The 17887-nt window shown below is 44.1% G+C and carries 18 protein-coding genes and 1 riboswitch; of the genes, 3 read left to right on the top strand and 15 right to left on the bottom strand.

The window, feature by feature from the left end; translation table 11 throughout:
- Positions 1 to 3 precede the first annotated feature (3 nt).
- From hutP to GGR02_RS05485, 12 genes are all read right to left on the bottom strand, one after another.
- Positions 4 to 453 (bottom strand): hut operon transcriptional regulator HutP, encoded by a 450-nt coding sequence (gene hutP / locus GGR02_RS05540; RefSeq protein ID WP_183183827.1) that lies wholly within the window; start codon positions 451 to 453, stop codon positions 4 to 6.
- A 156-nt stretch (positions 454 to 609) separates the two neighbouring features.
- Positions 610 to 1515: a type II secretion system F family protein gene (locus GGR02_RS05535; protein WP_183183742.1), complete on the bottom strand. Its 906-nt coding sequence runs from the start codon at positions 1513 to 1515 to the stop codon at positions 610 to 612.
- 3 nt (positions 1516 to 1518) lie between these two features.
- A complete protein-coding gene (locus GGR02_RS05530) occupies positions 1519 to 2481 on the bottom strand; it encodes a type II secretion system F family protein (protein ID WP_183183741.1) in 963 nt (320 codons plus the stop codon).
- The gene (locus GGR02_RS05525) at positions 2469 to 3899 is read right to left on the bottom strand and encodes a CpaF family protein (RefSeq protein WP_183183740.1); all 1431 of its coding nucleotides are present in this window, start codon (positions 3897 to 3899) and stop codon (positions 2469 to 2471) included. Before GGR02_RS05525 ends, GGR02_RS05530 begins: the two co-directional genes overlap by 13 nt.
- Before the next feature lies 1 nt (position 3900).
- A complete protein-coding gene (locus GGR02_RS05520; RefSeq protein ID WP_229706098.1) occupies positions 3901 to 4728 on the bottom strand; it encodes an AAA family ATPase in 828 nt (275 codons plus the stop codon).
- Positions 4729 to 4752: 24 nt separating this feature from the next.
- The gene (gene cpaB, locus GGR02_RS05515) at positions 4753 to 5433 is read right to left on the bottom strand and encodes a Flp pilus assembly protein CpaB (RefSeq protein ID WP_183183739.1); all 681 of its coding nucleotides are present in this window, start codon (positions 5431 to 5433) and stop codon (positions 4753 to 4755) included.
- 8 nt (positions 5434 to 5441) lie between these two features.
- Entirely contained in the window at positions 5442 to 6350 is a 909-nt protein-coding gene (locus tag GGR02_RS05510) for a TadE/TadG family type IV pilus assembly protein (protein WP_183183738.1), read from the bottom strand.
- A 1-nt stretch (position 6351) separates the two neighbouring features.
- Entirely contained in the window at positions 6352 to 6735 is a 384-nt protein-coding gene (locus GGR02_RS05505) for a TadE/TadG family type IV pilus assembly protein (RefSeq protein WP_183183737.1), read from the bottom strand.
- The gene (locus tag GGR02_RS05500) at positions 6732 to 7253 is read right to left on the bottom strand and encodes an A24 family peptidase (RefSeq protein WP_183183736.1); all 522 of its coding nucleotides are present in this window, start codon (positions 7251 to 7253) and stop codon (positions 6732 to 6734) included. The genes GGR02_RS05505 and GGR02_RS05500 overlap by 4 nt, the downstream gene beginning before the upstream one ends.
- Positions 7254 to 7313: 60 nt before the next feature.
- Positions 7314 to 7511, bottom strand: coding sequence for a Flp family type IVb pilin (locus tag GGR02_RS05495; protein WP_183183735.1), 198 nt, complete (start codon positions 7509 to 7511; stop codon positions 7314 to 7316).
- 37 nt (positions 7512 to 7548) lie between these two features.
- Positions 7549 to 7896: a DUF192 domain-containing protein gene (locus GGR02_RS05490; protein WP_183183734.1), complete on the bottom strand. Its 348-nt coding sequence runs from the start codon at positions 7894 to 7896 to the stop codon at positions 7549 to 7551.
- Positions 7897 to 8007: 111 nt separating this feature from the next.
- Positions 8008 to 8093, bottom strand: a riboswitch (cyclic di-GMP riboswitch).
- A 244-nt stretch (positions 8094 to 8337) separates the two neighbouring features.
- Positions 8338 to 9672: a D-serine ammonia-lyase gene (locus tag GGR02_RS05485; protein ID WP_183183733.1), complete on the bottom strand. Its 1335-nt coding sequence runs from the start codon at positions 9670 to 9672 to the stop codon at positions 8338 to 8340.
- A 119-nt stretch (positions 9673 to 9791) separates the two neighbouring features.
- On the opposite strand from GGR02_RS05485, the gene GGR02_RS05480 reads away from it, so the two are divergent.
- The 3 genes from GGR02_RS05480 (at position 9792) to GGR02_RS05470 (ending at position 13541) form a co-directional block, all read left to right on the top strand.
- The gene (locus GGR02_RS05480; RefSeq protein WP_183183732.1) at positions 9792 to 10637 is read left to right on the top strand and encodes an SPFH domain-containing protein; all 846 of its coding nucleotides are present in this window, start codon (positions 9792 to 9794) and stop codon (positions 10635 to 10637) included.
- Positions 10638 to 10652: 15 nt separating this feature from the next.
- Entirely contained in the window at positions 10653 to 10832 is a 180-nt protein-coding gene (locus GGR02_RS05475; RefSeq protein ID WP_183183731.1) for a type II toxin-antitoxin system antitoxin, read from the top strand.
- 198 nt (positions 10833 to 11030) lie between these two features.
- The gene (locus GGR02_RS05470; RefSeq protein WP_183183730.1) at positions 11031 to 13541 is read left to right on the top strand and encodes a bifunctional diguanylate cyclase/phosphodiesterase; all 2511 of its coding nucleotides are present in this window, start codon (positions 11031 to 11033) and stop codon (positions 13539 to 13541) included.
- A gap of 51 nt (positions 13542 to 13592) precedes the next feature.
- On the opposite strand, the gene cobA is transcribed toward GGR02_RS05470, so the two are convergent.
- The 3 genes from cobA to nirB are packed head-to-tail and all read right to left on the bottom strand — an operon-like array spanning position 13593 to position 17731.
- Positions 13593 to 14972, bottom strand: coding sequence for a uroporphyrinogen-III C-methyltransferase (gene cobA, locus GGR02_RS05465; RefSeq protein WP_183183729.1), 1380 nt, complete (start codon positions 14970 to 14972; stop codon positions 13593 to 13595).
- Positions 14973 to 14987: 15 nt separating this feature from the next.
- Complete coding sequence (gene nirD, locus GGR02_RS05460; protein ID WP_183183728.1) at positions 14988 to 15308, bottom strand: nitrite reductase small subunit NirD; 321 nt, start codon at positions 15306 to 15308, stop codon at positions 14988 to 14990.
- 2 nt (positions 15309 to 15310) lie between these two features.
- Positions 15311 to 17731: a nitrite reductase large subunit NirB gene (nirB, locus tag GGR02_RS05455; protein WP_183183727.1), complete on the bottom strand. Its 2421-nt coding sequence runs from the start codon at positions 17729 to 17731 to the stop codon at positions 15311 to 15313.
- Positions 17732 to 17887 lie beyond the last annotated feature (156 nt).

The following is a 17887-nucleotide window of genomic DNA, read 5'->3' as shown; positions in this document are numbered from 1 at the left end:
AGGCTACATATGATTAATTCCTAATCCGATTGTTTCGTGCTCTAATCCGCGAATCGGTGCCCCGATGGTTCCATATAAGGCGACGGCAATCCATTCCCCTTCTGCTTCGTTTTCATACGGCATGCCGCGCACTACCGCAAATCGAAGACCGACCGTTCGCATTAAATCACCTAACTCTACTTGACCTCTTGTAACCCCTTGCATCGCTTCGATAACCGCATGATATAAGGCGTGCATTTCCCGGTACAACTCTCCGCTCACGACACCGTTTCGTTTCGCTGCTGTTTCGATGGCAGCGACAATTTTTTGCAATTCCATCGATCCGACTTTTCCTTTGCAGTAGCGCCATTGCAATGCCGATAAGTGCTCAAGCACCGCTTGTTCCTCTTCTTCTTCCATTAACGCGAGCAAAATCGCATTGCGACCGATTCTTCCTCCTGCCTGCTTTAGCAACACACACCAACACCTATTTTTTTAATTTTCTAAAAAACTAATCGTCTATCTTCATTGTAACGGTCGGTGGTTCTCGCTGTCAATGATTTTTTACCATATTTTAGTAAATTAATATGGTGATATGGTAGTAAAGTAAAGCAGCTTCCCCTCGACCTGTCATTTAAACATTTGCAAAAATTGCAAAATAGCCGGGCCCAATAATACGATAAACAAACTTGGAAAAATAAACAGGACGAGCGGAAACAACATTTTAATCGGTGCTTTCATCGCTGCTTCTTCCGCACGTTGCCGCCGCTGTTCACGCGCCTCTGCCGATTGGACGCGAAGCACTTGCACCATGCCAATTCCTAATTTCTCTGCTTGCAGCACGCTGTTAATAAATGATTGCACTTCGTTCACAACTATGCGCTCACGAACGCCAGCTAACGCCTCGCGCCTTGGTTTTCCTAAACGAATTTCTTCTAAGCAGCGATGAAATTCGCGTGCTAACACTCCGTCTTTTTTTGCTACTACTTTACTGAGCGCTCCATCAAACCCTAGCCCCGCCTCTAAACTGACGGTCAACAAATCAAGCACATCTGGCAACTCTCGCAACGCTTGTTGATGACGTGCTTTTATTTTTTGGTTTATATACATATGCGGCAAATATCCTCCGGCTGCCACGCCAATCATTCCGAATCCAACCGCCGCTCCTATTGGTAAGTGTAACAATAACGCATAGCCAGAACATGCTACAGGGGATAAAAAGAGTGATACCATTTGCAGCAATCGAAACTCGACCGATGTCATGCCAAACGGATTCCCCGCTTGCCATAGCTTTTGTTCTAATTTTTCTTTTTTTTCGCCGGACATTTTCTTTTTTACACTGCGCTTCCACTCGCGCCATAGCGGAATAGCGACACGCTGAACAAACGGTAATTCGTTAGTTTCCTTTTGCTGATGCTCCATATCTTCTAAAACAAATACCGCTAGCCGCCGTTTTACCCGCTCTTTTCGTTCGGTACGACTAATAAACAACGCGTAGACAAAGAGCGTTACCGTAAAGAAAAAAGTTACATACATCCTCTACACCTCAATCGCTGTCAATTTGCGAATAATTATAAATCCAATAGTGCTAGCGACTCCTCCACCGGTAAGCATCATTAGCCCAATGGGATGGGAAAATAATGTTTTCATATAGTTCGGCTCAATCCAATAAATAACCATTGCTAAAATCGCCGGCAACAAACCAATCACCATTCCAGATAATCGTCCTTGAGCGGTTAATGTTAGTACTTGCCGCTGAATTTTCGTACGGTCGCGAATTGTTTGGACAATTTTTTCAAGCACAGTAGCCAAATTCCCACCGACTTGTCGCTGAATGATAATTGCTTGAATCATTAACTCTAAATCACCGCTTGGCACCCGCTCTTTCAAATGATTTAACGCTTCTTCCAGACTGCCGCCGTACTGCATTTCTCGCAATACCGCTTCCATCTCTTCTTTCATTGGAGAAGGCGCTTCTTCGATCACTATTTGCAAACTTTGCGGGAAACTAAATCCCGCTCGCAATGAACCGATTATCGTCGTCAATACGTCCGGAAGGCTTTCGTTAAATTTGATGATGCGCGCCTTTTGCTTTTTTCGCACATACCATCGCGGCATCATCCAACCAATGGTACACCCAATGACTAAAAAGGCAAACTGGCCGAAAAATAAAAGAAACAAGCTACCGCATAAAGCGGTCACAATCCATTGAAACAATACGTACTCTTCCGGCTTTAATGGTAACCCTGCCCGCTGGAGCATCGTTTCTAGCTTTTCATTTTTTTCTTTTGTTAATAGTTTTTTGCGAATGTTTTGCTTCGTCCATTGTAATTGCCATAGCAACTGAAATGTTTCCCGGTCTAATCGCGGTCGGTCTGACACCGCTAAATATTGTTTTAATCTTCGTTCAAGCCGTTTATCTGATAAAAATAGGCGCGACAAAACGAATGTAAAAAATAAGAAAGATGAAAGAAAAAAGCTTGTGGCGATTATCCATTCCATCCGCTCCACCCCTCTTCAACAAAGACGCTTGGCGGAATAGTGATTCCTGATTGCTCAAGACGTTCATAAAATTTTGGGCGAACCCCTGTCGGCACAAGACGTCCTTTCACTTTTCCATCGGAATCGATACCTTGTTGCTTAAAAAGAAAAATATCTTGTAAAACAATGACATCCCCTTCCATTCCTTGTACTTCGGTAATGTGAACAATTTTACGAGATCCGTCTTTTAATCGCGCTTGGTGAATAATTAAGTCGATCGCTCCGGCAATTTGTTCACGAATGGCTTTGACGGGCAATTCTACGCCCGCAAGTAGTACCATCGTTTCTAATCTTGCTATCATATCGCGTGGGCTATTGGAATGTCCGGTCGCTAACGACCCATCATGCCCTGTATTCATTGCTTGCAACATATCAAGCGCCTCTGCTCCGCGCACTTCCCCAATGACAATGCGGTCTGGACGCATTCGCAACGAGTTTCTGACTAAATCGCGAATCGTTACCGCTCCTTTTCCTTCGATGTTCGGCGGACGTGACTCTAATGAGACAACATGGTTTTGGTGGAGCTGAAGTTCCGCGGCATCCTCAATGGTGACAATCCGCTCGTCATCTGGAATGAAGTTAGAAAGGACGTTCAACGTCGTTGTTTTCCCCGAGCCTGTTCCACCGCTCACAAAAATATTTAACCTTGCTTTTACACACGCCTCTAAAAAAAGAGCAACTTCTTCTGTCAATGTTCCAAACCGAATTAAGTCTTCAATTTGAAGCGGGTCTTTGGAAAATTTGCGAATCGTAATCGTTGGCCCGTTTAAGGAAAGCGGTGGAATGATAGCATTGACACGAGAACCATCCGGTAACCTAGCATCAACCATCGGACTGCTTTCATCAATGCGCCGACCAATTGGAGCAACAATTTTCTCAATCACATTCATGACATGCTCTTCATCACGAAATTGAATATTAGTCAATTCTAGTTTTCCGTTTCGTTCGCAATATACTTGATAGGGACCGTTCACCATAATTTCTGTTACTTCGTCATCTACTAATAACGGGTTAATCGGACCAAATCCGGTTAAATCGTTAATCAGTTCATCTACCACTTTTTTTCTATCCACTGTTCCGCGAAACGATTCATCTTCTTTTATAATTTCTAATGCCATTGCATCAAGTTTTTGAATGATTTCATCGAGGTTATCCTCTTTTAGCTCGCTTAAAATTTGTTTATGCAACAAATTTTTCAACTCTTGTTGCTTATCGTTTGGCGGTTTCGTTTTAGAAGAAACTGCTTCTTTTTTTCGTGTTTCACGAAATGCCGCAATCAAATCTTTTTTCGAGGTTCGTTGTTCTTCTTCGCCTAAATCTAGTGATAACGGTTGGGCATGCTCTTTTGCCTTTGCTTGAATTCGGTCGAGTAAGCTCATCTTATTTCCCCTCTTTCAACCGCTTTTTTTGAAACAACTTTTCAAGAAACGATGGTTGCTTTGCTTTAAACGTTGCAATTTCCCGTCTTGATGTTAGCCCTTCTGCCATTTTAAATACCGCTTTCGCAATTTCACTTTTCCCTTGGCTCACAACAAACGGGATACCAATATTTAGCGACTGTGAAGCAGTTTGAAAATCATTTGGGATGTAAAAAGGGTCTTGTTCCCCTAAAATATCCGGGATGTCAGTTGCTTGAATAACACTCTCCATCGTCGCTCGGTTGATGACAAGCTTCGTCTTTTCTTTCAGCCCTAACAATTGAAATGTTTCTAGCAATAATTTCGTATTTTTTAACGTCGCCATTTCTAAGTTAGTGACTACTAACACTTGGTCTGCCTTTTCCACAATTGCCAACGTTTTATCGTCTAATCCAACACTCGTATCGACAATTAAATAGTCAAATTGATTTAGTAACCATCGAACAACTTGCTCGATTACCTCATTAGTTACTAAATCGGCAAATTCAGGACGGACAGGGGCAGGCAACACTTTCACACCGCTATTGTGACCGCATAAATAGCTTAATACGCTATGTGCATCAATCCGTTCTAATTCTTCTGCAACATCTTTAATTGTAAATGTCGGTTGTAAATCCATCGCCAAAGAAATGTCACCGAACTGAAAATCACCGTCAAGTAAACTGACGGTAATCGTTTTTTTTGTCAATGCTACTGCCAAGTTCACCGCTAATGTCGTTCGCCCGACTCCTCCTTTTGCGCTGACAATCGCGATCATTTCTCCTCGCTTTTTTGCCTGTTCATTTGTCACCGTCCTCACCCCCGTCCTGCTTCTTTATTTTGCTTCATCAGAAGAAATGACTTTTGTATGCAGTGTTAATTGAATGTGCCCACGTTCACTCGCGTTTATTAATAAAACGGCATCTTCTGGCTTTAATTCAAGCGTGACCGAATTGTAGTCGGCGTGTGGTTCTTTTTGTTGTAAAGATTCAGCTATTTTTCTGCCGACAGCTAATACCCGAACGCCCGACAGTAGTTGTTTTGTTTCTACTTTTATTTGGTTATTAGGAAGCTTAATCGTTTCACTGAAAATAACATCGACTTTATCTTCTGGCTCAATTAAATTGGAAACGGATTGTACGAAATTAACACCGACAGAAACGGCACGAAAACCTTCACGTACTTTTCGCGACACAACAGTCGTTTCATCGTTCCACGAACGAACTCGGTGCTTAAGCAATACCTCCCCCTTTTTTATGTCCGAAGTCGCTATCATTCCTTCTAGCTCCGATAGGTGATAAACAGCATTTGGAGGTAACCCTTTTTTAGGAATTTGCACTAGTTGCAGCATTCCTCGCGAAATTTGCTCGTTTTCTTTTATGTCCTCTCTCGCAGCGACAACAGTTACCATTTGTTCATTTTTATCAGCACTTAGCTGTTTCATATATTGAAAAAACAAAACAGTCGTAATCGCTCCCATGACTAACGCTAAGACGAAAATCATTTTTGCGCGCATCGTTTCACCTACTCTATTAATCGAATGCTGAATGCCCCTCTATTGACACTATTTCGTTCTTCTAATCCAGTACCTGTCCTTTTAATAAACATCCCTGTAATCGTTGTATCTTTTGGATTCATCGGTGCAGTAATATAAAAGTACGCAAACCCTGTCACTTCCACTTTTTTTAGTTGATTAACCGTATGTTCGTACGGCCGATATACCGGAATTAAAAGAATGCGTGGACAGTCTCGTTTATAAATATTGTCTGGGGAGTCTGGGCACTCGTTAATCTTTTCTTGAATGACTGAACGTGTCTTTCCAGCAATATTTCCTGTCTGCGTTTCTAATATGTCTCCTACTCGAATTTCTTCTTGATAGCCGTACCGCAAATTTTCTTCGTACGTTTGTGCTCCAGGATCTCCGAGGGCAAGCACTCCGAAATTACCGTATTCTACACCGGAAGAATCGACTTTCAACTGATATTCCTTGTAAAATTCTAGCGGAATCGATTCATCAATTCCTAACGGTGCAGCTCCTTTCGCTCTCCCCATCACCCGCAGCCCTGCCGCTGCATGGGCAGTGACGCGAACGGTTTCCATTCCTAACAGTTTCCCGAATGCTAGCGGTACTGCTCGCTCTAAATCAACCGCTACCTTTTGTTCCAGCACGATATCGATTTGTTTTAAATTTTTTTCTTCTTCGTGGCGAACTAATATGTCGTGGACGACTGCTTGCACAGCCGCTTCGCTCGTCGTCAATTCCTGTGCCCCTGACAATACCGCCGCATTCGCTGCCTTTTGCAAGCGACTTTTCGTCATATAAATCATCCCACCATCAATGACAAAGCCAGCCATTACTAACAAACTAAAAAAAGCAACTGCCATAAGAAGAAGAGCGTTTCCCTCTTCTTGCCTCCAAAATTTTTTCCGCATCTCACTCCACCCGAATTGTCGAGTTTGTTTGAATTTTAACAGGGGAAGGAAGGATTTCTGAAAGAAACGGTGTATACAACTTAAGCGGGTATTCAAGTGTCACCGTTACATATTCCCCTGAATGACGTTCTGTATCAGGCGGCGAAATCGTTACACTCAGCTGTGCTGTTTCCCCAAACCGAACATAATCTTTAGCAAATTGAACAATTTCGCGGTCATTTTTTCCAAGCCCACCTAATCGAACCGTTTCTTGGGCAGCTAAATGCAAATAAGAATACGCATACAACACCCGGCCAAAATCAATCATTCCCACCATTAATAAAAGCAATACCGGCAAGAGCAGCGCCATTTCAACAAGCGATTGCCCGTTCTCATCCCGGATCATAGCAGTAACCAACCTTTCCCCATAAGAGTAACTAATGCTCCCCCAACAATCGCTACTCCATACGGGTACGTTTGTTTAACGTGCCGTGAATCAATATAAATTGGGATTTTCAATCCATATCTGAAGCCGCAAAGGGAATAAATGACCGCTTTGGCCTGTTGCCACATTCCTTTGCGGAATAAAAGCACCCCGATTGCTAAAATTCCTCCTAATAGCCCCATATATACAGCTGTCGTAAGGACAAAGACCGTTCCTTTTGCAGCTCCTATGACTGCCATTAATTTTACGTCCCCTGCTCCCATGCCTCCTAACAGATATGGAATCAAAAGAATCCCAAAACCGATGAAGCAGCCAGAAAGCGAAAATAGTAAGCCGTCCCAGCCGCCTGTCGCGGTGTGCCAAACCAGGGAAACGATTAAGCTTGGAAACGTGACGATATTATAAATTTTCCGCTTTTTTATATCCGTCACAAAACAAATTGCTAATATGACAAAAAGAAGAAGATTGATGAATGCCATCGCCATCCCTCGCTTATAAAAATAGCCTTACGTCAGCGAAACGCAAGGCTATTTCTTCATTTATTGTCCCGTTGTGCTTCCGTTTCCTGTTTCGCGCCCTGTCACTGCGTTGACGACGTTGTCAAACATTGCAATAATTTGCCCACGCAACGCCGCAAGCGCACCAACAACCGCCACAGCAATAATACCTAATACTAGTCCGTACTCTGTCATTCCTTGTCCTTCTTCTTCGATGATGAACGATTTAAACTTTTCCATTCCCCTCATCCTTTCTTCATTCATAAAGTAAACGCTTTCATTTTTTCGTAAAAACCATTTGATGACCGATTTTCGTCGCTGTTTCGTTAATTCTTCCGGCTGGAAGCTCAATGACGGAATTTGCATCTGGATAGTACTTTCCAACCTTTCCCGGCGGCAAATTCTCTTCTAATCCAATCACAATGCCATGTTCGTTAACATAAAGAACGTCAATTGGATAATTCATGAAAAACGTATGAATGGAACGGCAGGGCTTTAGATGAAGGGCACAACCTGATCCGAGCTCACTTGTAAACATTAACCCTCGCAATCTTGCAAAAAAACGATCGGCTGTACGTACTTGTTCCGCAATAATTTGCCCGGTACTCAGGTTGATTAGTTGCATTCACTCACCTCCCAATTCGCCCGAAAAAATAACCCCCGCCTTTACCGAAAGCGGGGGAATGGCATCATTGCTCACAACACAATGATTCGCACTGTATATAACCCTGCATCTTTCGGTAACTGGCTGGCATAGCACGACGTGCCTTAGCCCCTGTAGCTTTGCGTCACTGGCTTTCACCAGTTTTGCCTTTATCGAGATTCAGTGGTTTGTCCGACTGATCTCTTATCTTTATCTTAAAAGCGCTTTCATTTTTGAACAACGGACAAAATGTTTATTTTTAAAAGATAGGCGGCTCCTTCCCTCTCCAACCCTTTTCCTATCTTCTTTATTCTGGAGTAGTAAATAAGGCTTATCACATAAGTAAATGGCACATTTTTGATAAATGTGCTGCATAAATTATTGTTTTTTTACATGAAACAAGTTCTTTTTCTATGGTGAAAACTAGTACATTCCCCCTATAATCATTTTTCCTTTCTCATAGTACTTTCGCCACTCTTGCTCAGGCACAAAACTACCACCAGTAGCCCAGCATAAATGGGTCGCTTCGACCATGGTCTCTGCGAAGTGTGGAGAATGTCGAAGTAGAGCAACGGGACCATAAACACCGGCAAGAGCGGATGGCTCTAAGGAAAGCCGTTCATTGTCGTACATGAGCGCTAATAATCGAAACAACGTTTGGTCATCGACAGTATAAATGCCTCTTACTAATTGTTCTACCGTTTTTCCGACGAAGCGGGACGGTCGCCCGACCGCAAGTCCGTCTGCCTCTGTTCGATGATCAATCCCGAAATCTTGCACACTTATTTGGTCGTGAAGTCCGGTCATCATTCCGAGCAACATGCACGGGGCATGGGTCGGTTCGGCAAAAAAGCAATGGACTGCATCGCCAAACACTAGCTTTAAACCGAACGTGATGCCGCCTGGCGCTCCCCCGACGCCACAAGGAAGGTAGACAAAAAGCGGATGGTCACGGTCGACAACGATTCCTTTTTCTTTTAACTGTTTTTTCAGCCGCAGCGCTGCGACTGCGTAACCAAGAAATAAATGCGGAGAATTTTCATCATCGACAAAATAATTGTTCGGCTCTTGCGCCGCTTCCTTTCTTCCTTGTTCGACTGCCGCACTGTAATCCGCCAAATGTTCGATGACGTGGACACCGTGTTTTCGTAACAGCTCTTTTTTCCACTGTTTCGCCTCTGCTGACATATGTACTACGACACGAAACCCGAGTTTCGCACCAATAATGCCGATACTTAGCCCGAGGTTGCCTGTCGAACCGACGGTAAGCGAAAAGCGGGAAAAAAACTGACGAAATGGTTCGCTCGCAAAAACGGAATAATTGTCGTCATGCGAAAGCAATCCGTTCGCTAATCCCAATTGCTCCGCATGCACTAATACTTCGTACACTCCGCCTCTTGCTTTTACCGAACCAGCAATCGGCAAATGGCTGTCGCACTTAAGCCACATTTTCCCCACAATCGGTGTTCGGAACATCGCCTCCATTGCCTGCTGTGCCTGCTCGATTTCGATAAGCGGCGATTCAATGATTCCGTTCGTTTCCGGAAAAGCGGTCGCAAAAAACGGGGCAAACCGCCGCAGCCGTGCCTCTGCTTCGAATACATCACGTTCGCTAAACGGTAGATGGTAGCTAACGTCCGCAAACGGTCGGTAGTTTGGATTGTGCCAAAACACTTCGTCTGTCGCTAAAATACGAGGGAATAGCGGATACGTCGCTTTCCATTCCTCTAGCCGTTTGCCATGAATGATTTGTTCCATTTTCCTCATCTCCTTCGTCTATTAATTCCACCATTTCATTGCTTTTTCCTCTTTTCATTATTTACATTTTTTTCAAAACATGATATCATTATGATATAATATGGAAGGAGGAGAAAAAGATGAAAGAAACGAAAGCATGGTATGTCAATGGCGGTATTGGTGTCGTGCTCATTATTTTTTTAGTAGTTTGGGCAGCGTTGTTATTCGTCCAGTATATGTCGATAGTGCTTCCAGCTGTTTTAGTCGTACTTGCGTTGTTATTAGCTACAGGAATGACGATTGTTCAACCGAACCAAGCAAAAGTCGTCACCTTTTTCGGGCGCTATTTAGGAAGTATTCGCGATAGCGGGTTGTTTTTGACCGTACCGCTGACGATTCGGCAAACCGTTTCTCTCCGCGTCCGCAACTTTAATAGCAGCACGCTAAAAGTGAACGACGTCGAAGGAAACCCGATTGAAATCGCGGCAGTTATCGTCTTTAAAGTTGTCGATTCCGCTAAAGCGGTATTTGATGTCGAAAATTATGAAAAATTTGTCGCGATTCAAAGCGAAACAGCGATTCGCCATGTTGCTACGAAATATCCGTACGATACGTTTGAAGGACATGAAATTACATTACGAGGAAACGCAGATATTATTTCAGACGTCTTAGCTAACGAACTACAAGCTCGGCTCACGGTTGCTGGCGTAGAAGTCGTCGAGGCACGGCTTAGCCACCTCGCCTACTCACCAGAAATTGCAAGCGCCATGCTTCAGCGCCAGCAAGCATCTGCGATTTTAGCCGCGCGCAAAAAAATCGTGGAAGGAGCCGTTTCTATGGCGCAAATGGCCATTGAACAGCTTGACAAAGAAGGAATTTTAGAGTTAGATGATGAAAGAAAAGCGAATATGGTTAATAATTTAATGGTGGCGATCGTTTCTGAACGCGCCACTCAGCCGGTCATTAATACCGGAAGTTTATATTGATGGTTGTGGAGTGCGATGACAAACAAAAAAAGCTTTCCGTTGCGAATTGACCCTGCATTATACGAAGTCATTGCCCGCTGGGCGCAAGACGAGTTCCGCAGCGTCAACGCCCATATCGAATTTTTGTTGCGCGAAGCCGCCCGCAAAGAAGGTCGGCTAAAAAAAGACGGCACGAAAGCAAACGAATCCTCTTAGCCTCTTGTTCCTATCGAGCAAGAGGTTTTCTATTGCTTATGTAAGTAAATATACATACACTATTAATAATTATGCAAAACTAAATTTTATCGGCGTTCTACTTATTTTCATCATATTTCCACAAATATGTTATACCATTTATCCAATTTTGTTATATGATATATGTAAAAATCTTTGGGGGATATAAGGATGTGAACGATGATGCTAACAGAAAAAGAGAGAAAAAGCATATGGCTAGTCATTGGGGCGTTTTTCGTCTTTGTTGCTGCATACGTTTTTCGCGATAAACTGTACGTCGTTCCGCACGGCGAGCATTATTTGACGGTGCATACGATTTTAGAGTTTTTTAGTATTACAGTTTCGTTCGCCATCGCGATTCAAGGGCTAATGCTTTTTCCGCAACATTTATCGCGCCATCGGCTTTGGATTTCTGGGACGTTTCTCGCCATCGGACTCATTGACTTGTTGCATACCCTTTCGTATCAAGGAATGCCTGGACTAATTGTCACCGAAAGCTCCACACAAAAAGCGACATGGTTTTGGATTACCGCACGTCTTACGCAAGCAGTTTTGCTATTTGCTGTTCTTTTATTTCCAGACAAACCGGTCAAGCGGTACGAAAAAGGGGGTGTAGCAATTGTCGCGCTCTTTTATGTAACGATTCTTTCCTTTGTTGTCGTTCGCTACGAGCAACAACTGCCACTCCTTGTCATTGAAGGGGTAGGAACGACCACGTTGAAAAATCAGCTTGAATATTTCGTCTGCTTCTTAAAAGCAGCGACGATTCTTTCGCTCTTTCTTTCTTACCGAAAGCATAAAAAACCTTCGGCGCTTGACTTAATGGTGGCATTCGCCTTTTTATTGTTTAGCGAACTTGCGTTTACATTATATAAAAGCGTATACGATTTGCAAAACTTGCTTGGCCATATTTATAAAGTTGCCGGTTACGTTTATTTTATGAAAGGCATTTATATCGCAACGATTCAAGAGCCGTTTGAAGCAAGACAGCAAGCCGAAAAAGCGTTGCAACAAAGCGAGCGGCGTTTACGAGCGATTACTGCATCGCTTGGAGAAGGAGTCGTCGTATTAAATCGTGAACAAAAAGCGGTGTTTTTAAATGAGGAAGCGGTGCGTTTACTTGGCTACCAAAAAGAAGAATTACTCGGGCAAAACATGCATGAAAAAATCCATTATCGAAAAATCGATGGGAGTCCGTTCCCAGCAGAAGAATGCCCGATTCGGAACACGGTAGAAACAAAACAAACCGTCCGCGTCGAAGAAGATTATTTTATTCGAAAAGACAGCACGATGTTACCTGTTTCCTATGTCGCAGCTCCGATGGTCGAAGACGGGGAACTTGTCGGGGTAGTCGTTGCCATTCAAGATATTACAGAACGAAAACAATACCACGAAAAAATCAAATACCAAGCTTATCATGACGCCCTTACAGGATTGCCAAACCGCCATCACTTTATCGAGCACGTGAAAACCGAACTCGAAAAAACAAAACAATCGAACGGAAAACTCGCAATTTTATACCTTGATTTAGATAACTTTAAAAACGTCAACGACTCGTTTGGACATGTTGTCGGTGATTTGTTGTTGCAACAAGTAGCAAACCGGCTTGCTTCCATTCACCCGCACCAATTCGTATCGCGTCTAGGCGGTGATGAATTTGCCATTGTCTTTCCGGTGCACTCCATCAGTGCGGAAACGGTTGCAGAACAAACGATTCAAGCATTATCTAAACCAATTGTAATCGAAGGAAAAGAACTATTTGTCACTACAAGTATCGGCATCTGTTTGTACCCTGACGATGGAGAAACGGAAATGGATTTAATTTTACATGCCGATATGGCAATGTACGAAGCAAAAAAGAAAGGAAAAAATCAGTTTTTGCGCTATACGAAACAGCTAGAACAGCGGCGGGCAAGAAACTTATTAATCGAACGTCTTTTGCATACGGCACTGGAGCAGAAAGAAATTGCGTTGTATTACCAACCAATCGTTGATACATCGTTGAAAAAAACGGTCGGATTAGAAGCGTTAGTGCGCTGGCACCACCCAGACATCGGGTTCATTTCCCCAAGCGAATTTATTCCGATCGCGGAAGAAAACGGGCTCATCGTTCCTATCGGCGAATATGTGCTGCGAACAGCTTGCGAGCATTTGAGCGAATTGCAGCATAGCGGGTTTACCGATTTATACATGAGCGTTAATTTATCACTTAAACAGCTACAACACGAACACTTTTTATCATTTGTTCAACAGTTGCTTCATGACATACATGTTCATCCACACAATATCGAATTGGAAATTACTGAAACGATTGCTCTTAGCGACGATGAACATGTCATTCGTACAATTCAAGCGTTAAAACAACTAGGCTTTCGCATTGCCATTGATGATTTCGGTAGCGGCTATTCATCGATTGGCTATTTAAAACAATTTACGATTGATACATTAAAAATTGATAAATCATTCATATTCGATGTGATAAATCATGACGCTACCGCCCGCTTGACCGCTGCCGTCATTACGCTCGGGCATAGTTTAGGGTTGCAAATTGTCGCCGAAGGGGTCGAAAGCACAGAACATCTTTCCTTTTTAAACAAACATCGCTGCGACCGCGTACAAGGCTATTTATTTAGCCCGCCGGTTCCGTTTGGACAGCTTTTCCCGCTTTTGCAACAGCGCGTCAATGTGTAACTCTCCTCATCTCATAAGCGGGGATTGTCGATTCAACTAGTAGAGGGAGCGTTAACGCTCCCTCGCTAAATAATCGATTAGTGTTTCTTTTTCGATACAACGAGCAAATACCCCGTACGTTCGCGCTACTTCTTTCGTTTCGTCGTCGAAACAAAGAATCGTCCGCTCTTTGAGCCATGCTTTGTCGCTCATTGCAAGCAAACGATGAACGGAAGCGACTGTTGGAAAAATGACCGTACGAACGTCTGCCTCTTCTTTCATCCGTTCCCATAACAGCTGGCTCGTTTCCTCTTGTTTTACTTCGTGCGTCAAACACCACTCTTCGTTTTCAACAGCTTCTTCTCCAACAACTAACGTTTTTCCCTTTTGCTGTCCGTCGCTTACGCAAAATCCCCGCTCTTCTAGCGCTCGTTTAGCGCTAGGTGTGCGAGCGTACAGCTCCGCTTTTATCGTCCGGACATCTATTTTTTCTGAACGAAGCGCGGCGAAAAAGAAATGGACACTCTCACTCGAAACAAAAACAATCTGTTCGTAAGAAGAAAGGTTAGTAAACACATAGTGAGCGATTTCTTTTTTTACTAGCTTCCATTTCGGAAATTCGAACACGTCCGCTCCTTCTGCCCGCAACGTTTGAGCAAATTCGGTTTCTGTCCCATCGCTCGCAAGTAAAATTTGCTGCCCAAACAATCGCTTTTTCTCAAACCAATTCGTCGTTTTTCGCAATGCGACGACGTCGCCGACAAGCGTAATCGCCGGATTGGAAAACGCCGCTTCCTCTGCTTTTTTGGCAATCGTTTCAAGCGTTCCTTCGAGCGTCTGTTGCCGTCCCATCGTTCCCCATCGAATTAAAATGACCGGCGTATCATTTCGCTTTCCGTGCGCTAGCAACTGGTCGCAAATCAGCGGGAGATTAGCAACCCCCATATAAAACGCAATCGTATCCATTTTCGCTAGCGACGCCCAATCGACTTGTGGTTCCGTTGCTTTTCCGTGCGCAGACACAAGAGCGAACGAATGGCCATATTCTCGATGCGTCACCGGGATGCCAGCATAAAGTGGTGCGGCGATGCCGGACGTAATGCCAGGAACGATTTCAAACGGGATGCCGTGTTTTGCAAGTTCAGCCGCTTCTTCCCCGACGCGACCAAATACGCCAGGATCCCCGCCTTTTAGCCGCACGACCGTTTTTCCTTCTTTCGCTTTAGCGACAAGTTCCGCATTAATTTGTTCCTGCCGTAAGATGTGGTGTTTTGGCAATTTCCCACAATATACTTTTTCACAATTTGGGCGAGTATAAGCTAATAGCTCTGGATTCACAAGCCGGTCATATAACACAACGTCGGCTTGTTTTAATCGTTCCAGTCCTTTCACCGTAATTAGACCAATATCGCCAGGGCCAGCCCCGACGAAATAGACCGTTCCTACAGGCATTCTTTTTTCCTTCTTTCATAATAAAAGATATACGTCATCGCCATCGACTTCCACAGCGTACGTTTTCACTTTTCCTTCATCTGGCGGTTGGACATTCCCGTCAATTAAAGAAATTTTCCAATCATAAAGCGGGCAGAAAACGTATTCTCCGCTAACCAATCCTTCCGAAAGCACTCCGCCTTTTGGGTGTGGGCTTTTGTTTTCAATCGCCCGTACGTCCCCGTTCGTTAAGCGAAAGAGCGCAATTTCTTCCTCTCCAACTTTCACTGCTTGACCGATTCGCTCTGGCAGTTCGGAATATTTCGCAACGAAAACGCGTGTGACAGTTTGTTGCATCGTTAATCCTCCTTCACCGAAACAGGAATGGAACGTTTCGTGTAATAATGTTGCCGAAGAGGTTCGTCTTCTAGCACTTTTCGCCATGGGTCTTCATAGCGAACAAGCGTGCGTTGCAGCCGTTCGTTCAATGCGGTGCGTTTCTCTTCGTCCGCTACGACTTCTTTGACGTGAGAAAGTCCGACTCGTTCAAGCCACTTTGACGTCCGTTCTAAATATTTTGCTGTTTCGCGGTAATATTGCAAATATGCGCCAACAATCTCGAACACTTCTTCCGCTGTTTTGACGGTGCACAATAAATCCGCTGCCCGTAAATCGGTGCCGCCGTTTCCCCCGACATAAATTTCCCAGCCACCATCGACCCCTACAATGCCGACATCTTTTACGCCTGCTTCGGCGCAGTTGCGCGGGCAAGCCGATACGCCCATTTTTACTTTGTGCGGCGTATCAAGCCGCTCAAACCGTTTTTCTAGCTCAATGCCAAGCTGCATCGAATCTTGCGTTCCATATCGGCAAAACGTAGCACCAACGCACGTTTTCACCGTCCGTAACGTTTTTCCGTAAGCGTAGCCCGAAAGCATGCCTAAATCTGCCCATACGTTTGGCAAATCTTCTTTTTTAATGCCAAACAACGCGATGCGCTGACCACCCGTTAATTTCACAAGCGGCACACGATATTTTTCCGCGACATCAGCAATGCGGCGAAGGTCTTCTGGTGTCGTCACCCCTCCGTACATTCTTGGCACGACCGAATACGTGCCGTCTTTTTGAATATTGGCGTGCATTTTTTCGTTCACAAGCCGCGAATCGCGGTCATCACGATATTCTGGGTAAATGACGCCAAGGTAATAATTCAGCGCTGGTCGGCATTTCGAGCACCCTTCTTCGTTTTTCCAGCCTAAGACGTGCATTACTTCTTTTACGGTTGTTAGTCCTTTCGCTTGAATTTCGGCTACAACTTCGTCGCGGTTTAAGTCGGTACAGCTACATAACGTTTCTTTTTGCGCTTGCCCGGCGAACGCATCCCCAAGCGTATGTTCTAAAATTTTCGCAATCAACGGCTTGCATCTGCCGCACGAGCGCCCAGCGTTCGTACAGCCGCCGACTTGTTCGACCGTCGATGCCCCTTGTTGAATCGCCTGCACAATCGTTCCTTTCGTAACACCGTTACATCCGCACACCAGTTCCTCATCCGCCATCATCGCAACGTCTTCTTCTTTTGCTCCCCCTTCTTTTAAAAAGGCGATGTCTGTTAAAGAAGAAACGTCTTGTTTTTGCTGCATCATCCGAAATAGGCGGGTGCTATCGGACGTATCGCCATATAAGACAATGCCGACAATGCGGCCGTCGCGAATCAATACTTTTTTATAAACGCCGTCTAATTCGTTATGCACTTTAATCGCTTTTGTTTCGTACGCTTCGTAAATCTCTCCTGCAGAAAATAAATCGATGCCAGATACTTTTAACTGTGTGCCGACAATCGAGCCTTCATAGCCCTTCTCTACCATGCCAACGAGTCGTTTTGCTAACACTTGTGCCTGCTCATAAAGCGGTGCAACAAGCCCGTATACAATTTCGCGATGTTCTGCGCACTCTCCGACGGCGTACACGTTCGGAACGCTCGTTTCTAAATAATCGTTTACAACGATGCCGCGATTGACAAATAACCCGCTTTCTTTCGCCAATTTCACATTTGGTACGATGCCTGCGGCCATGACGACGAAATCTGCCGCAATTTCCGAGCCATCTTTAAAGCGGAGACCCGTAACGCGATCATCGCCGAGAATTTCTACTGTCTCTTTTTCTAATAAAAAGTTCATGCCTTGCGCTTCTAGTTCACGCTGTAATAAACGAGCAGCTGTTTCATCTAATTGCTTTTCCATAATATGTCCAAACAAATGTACGACATGAACGTCCATACCAAGATGCACTAACCCGCTTGCCGCTTCTAACCCGAGCAACCCTGCCCCGATGACTGCTGCTTTTTTATATTGTTTGGCTGCTTGCATCATCATTTCGCAATCGTGAATATCGCGAAACCCGATTACGCCTTGTTTATTGATGCCTGGAATCGGCAACATAAGCGGAAGCGAGCCAGTCGCGAAAATAAGTTCATCATATGGCACCGCTCGACCAGACTCTGAGTAAACGATTTTTTCTTTCGTATCGACCCGCACCACTTGGTCACCGGCATATAATTGAATATGATTGCTTTCATACCAATCCCAATCGTTCATAATGATATCAGAAAACGACATTTCCCCTTGCAAAATCGTGGATAATTGAATGCGGTTATAGTTTGGATACGGCTCTTTTCCGAAAATGGTAATATCAAACGCATCTGGAGCAATTTTTACTAGTTCTTCAATCGTCCGTACCCCTGCCATTCCGTTTCCGATCATTACTAGTTTTCGCTTCTGCATCGTTGAAACACTCCTTATTTGCTCAATAATTCACATATAAATATCTACAGATTCGCTAGTTTTATTTTATTATTGAATCATTTTTATGTTTGTGAATTTTATCACATTAAGAACAATGAATGTGAATAGTTTCACAAAATTGTAACATTCCCATTC

This window comes from Anoxybacteroides voinovskiense (assembly GCF_014196205.1).
Taxonomy (GTDB): Bacteria; Bacillota; Bacilli; order Bacillales; family Anoxybacillaceae; genus Anoxybacteroides; species Anoxybacteroides voinovskiense.
Note: the sequence above shows the minus strand (reverse complement) of the source record. Positions and strands in the feature narration are given on the sequence as shown.

Bases quoted from the DNA above. Each gene is read 5' to 3' on its own strand.
- GGR02_RS05535 (WP_183183742.1), bottom strand. From the start codon at position 1,515: ATGTATGTAACTTTTTTCTTTACGGTAACGCTCTTTGTCTACGCGTTG.
- GGR02_RS05530 (WP_183183741.1), bottom strand. From the start codon at position 2,481: ATGGAATGGATAATCGCCACAAGCTTTTTTCTTTCATCTTTCTTATTT.
- GGR02_RS05525 (WP_183183740.1), bottom strand. From the start codon at position 3,899: ATGAGCTTACTCGACCGAATTCAAGCAAAGGCAAAAGAGCATGCCCAA.
- cpaB (WP_183183739.1), bottom strand. From the start codon at position 5,433: ATGCGCGCAAAAATGATTTTCGTCTTAGCGTTAGTCATGGGAGCGATT.
- GGR02_RS05510 (WP_183183738.1), bottom strand. From the start codon at position 6,350: ATGCGGAAAAAATTTTGGAGGCAAGAAGAGGGAAACGCTCTTCTTCTT.
- GGR02_RS05505 (WP_183183737.1), bottom strand. From the start codon at position 6,735: ATGATCCGGGATGAGAACGGGCAATCGCTTGTTGAAATGGCGCTGCTC.
- GGR02_RS05500 (WP_183183736.1), bottom strand. From the start codon at position 7,253: ATGGCATTCATCAATCTTCTTCTTTTTGTCATATTAGCAATTTGTTTT.
- GGR02_RS05495 (WP_183183735.1), bottom strand. From the start codon at position 7,511: ATGGAAAAGTTTAAATCGTTCATCATCGAAGAAGAAGGACAAGGAATG.
- GGR02_RS05490 (WP_183183734.1), bottom strand. From the start codon at position 7,896: ATGCAACTAATCAACCTGAGTACCGGGCAAATTATTGCGGAACAAGTA.
- GGR02_RS05485 (WP_183183733.1), bottom strand. From the start codon at position 9,672: ATGGAACAAATCATTCATGGCAAACGGCTAGAGGAATGGAAAGCGACG.
- GGR02_RS05480 (WP_183183732.1), top strand. From the start codon at position 9,792: ATGAAAGAAACGAAAGCATGGTATGTCAATGGCGGTATTGGTGTCGTG.
- GGR02_RS05475 (WP_183183731.1), top strand. From the start codon at position 10,653: ATGACAAACAAAAAAAGCTTTCCGTTGCGAATTGACCCTGCATTATAC.
- GGR02_RS05470 (WP_183183730.1), top strand. From the start codon at position 11,031: ATGATGCTAACAGAAAAAGAGAGAAAAAGCATATGGCTAGTCATTGGG.
- cobA (WP_183183729.1), bottom strand. From the start codon at position 14,972: ATGCCTGTAGGAACGGTCTATTTCGTCGGGGCTGGCCCTGGCGATATT.
- nirD (WP_183183728.1), bottom strand. From the start codon at position 15,308: ATGCAACAAACTGTCACACGCGTTTTCGTTGCGAAATATTCCGAACTG.
- nirB (WP_183183727.1), bottom strand. From the start codon at position 17,731: ATGCAGAAGCGAAAACTAGTAATGATCGGAAACGGAATGGCAGGGGTA.